Source organism: Acidisoma cellulosilyticum (genome assembly GCF_020621385.1).
Classification (GTDB): Bacteria; Pseudomonadota; Alphaproteobacteria; order Acetobacterales; family Acetobacteraceae; genus Acidisoma; species Acidisoma cellulosilyticum.
Genome location: NZ_JAESVA010000055.1, coordinates 1 through 234, shown reverse-complemented (window position 1 = coordinate 234; position 234 = coordinate 1). Strand labels below are relative to the sequence as shown.

1 protein-coding gene is annotated in these 234 nt (G+C 67.1%); it reads left to right on the top strand.

Annotated features, from left to right (window positions below; all coding sequences use genetic code 11):
• A partial coding sequence (locus ACELLULO517_RS28505; RefSeq protein WP_227310884.1) for a hypothetical protein occupies window positions 1-234 on the top strand: 234 nt, incomplete at both ends.

Genomic DNA, 234 nt, shown 5'->3' with positions numbered 1-234 from the left:
ACAATTACGGCACGCTGGCGAATGCGACGCTGGTGCTGGACGGCGGCACGCTGGGGCTTGATGTCAGCACCTTCCAGGCCGACACGATCGAGGGCGTGCTGACTATCGGGGACGGCGACACGGTCGTGGTCCAGGGCGGGATCACGGTCGAGAACGCGGACGGCACGCCGGGCACCATCGCGCTGACCGGCGCGGATGCGATGCTTGAGGTCACGGACAGCGAGACGATCGACA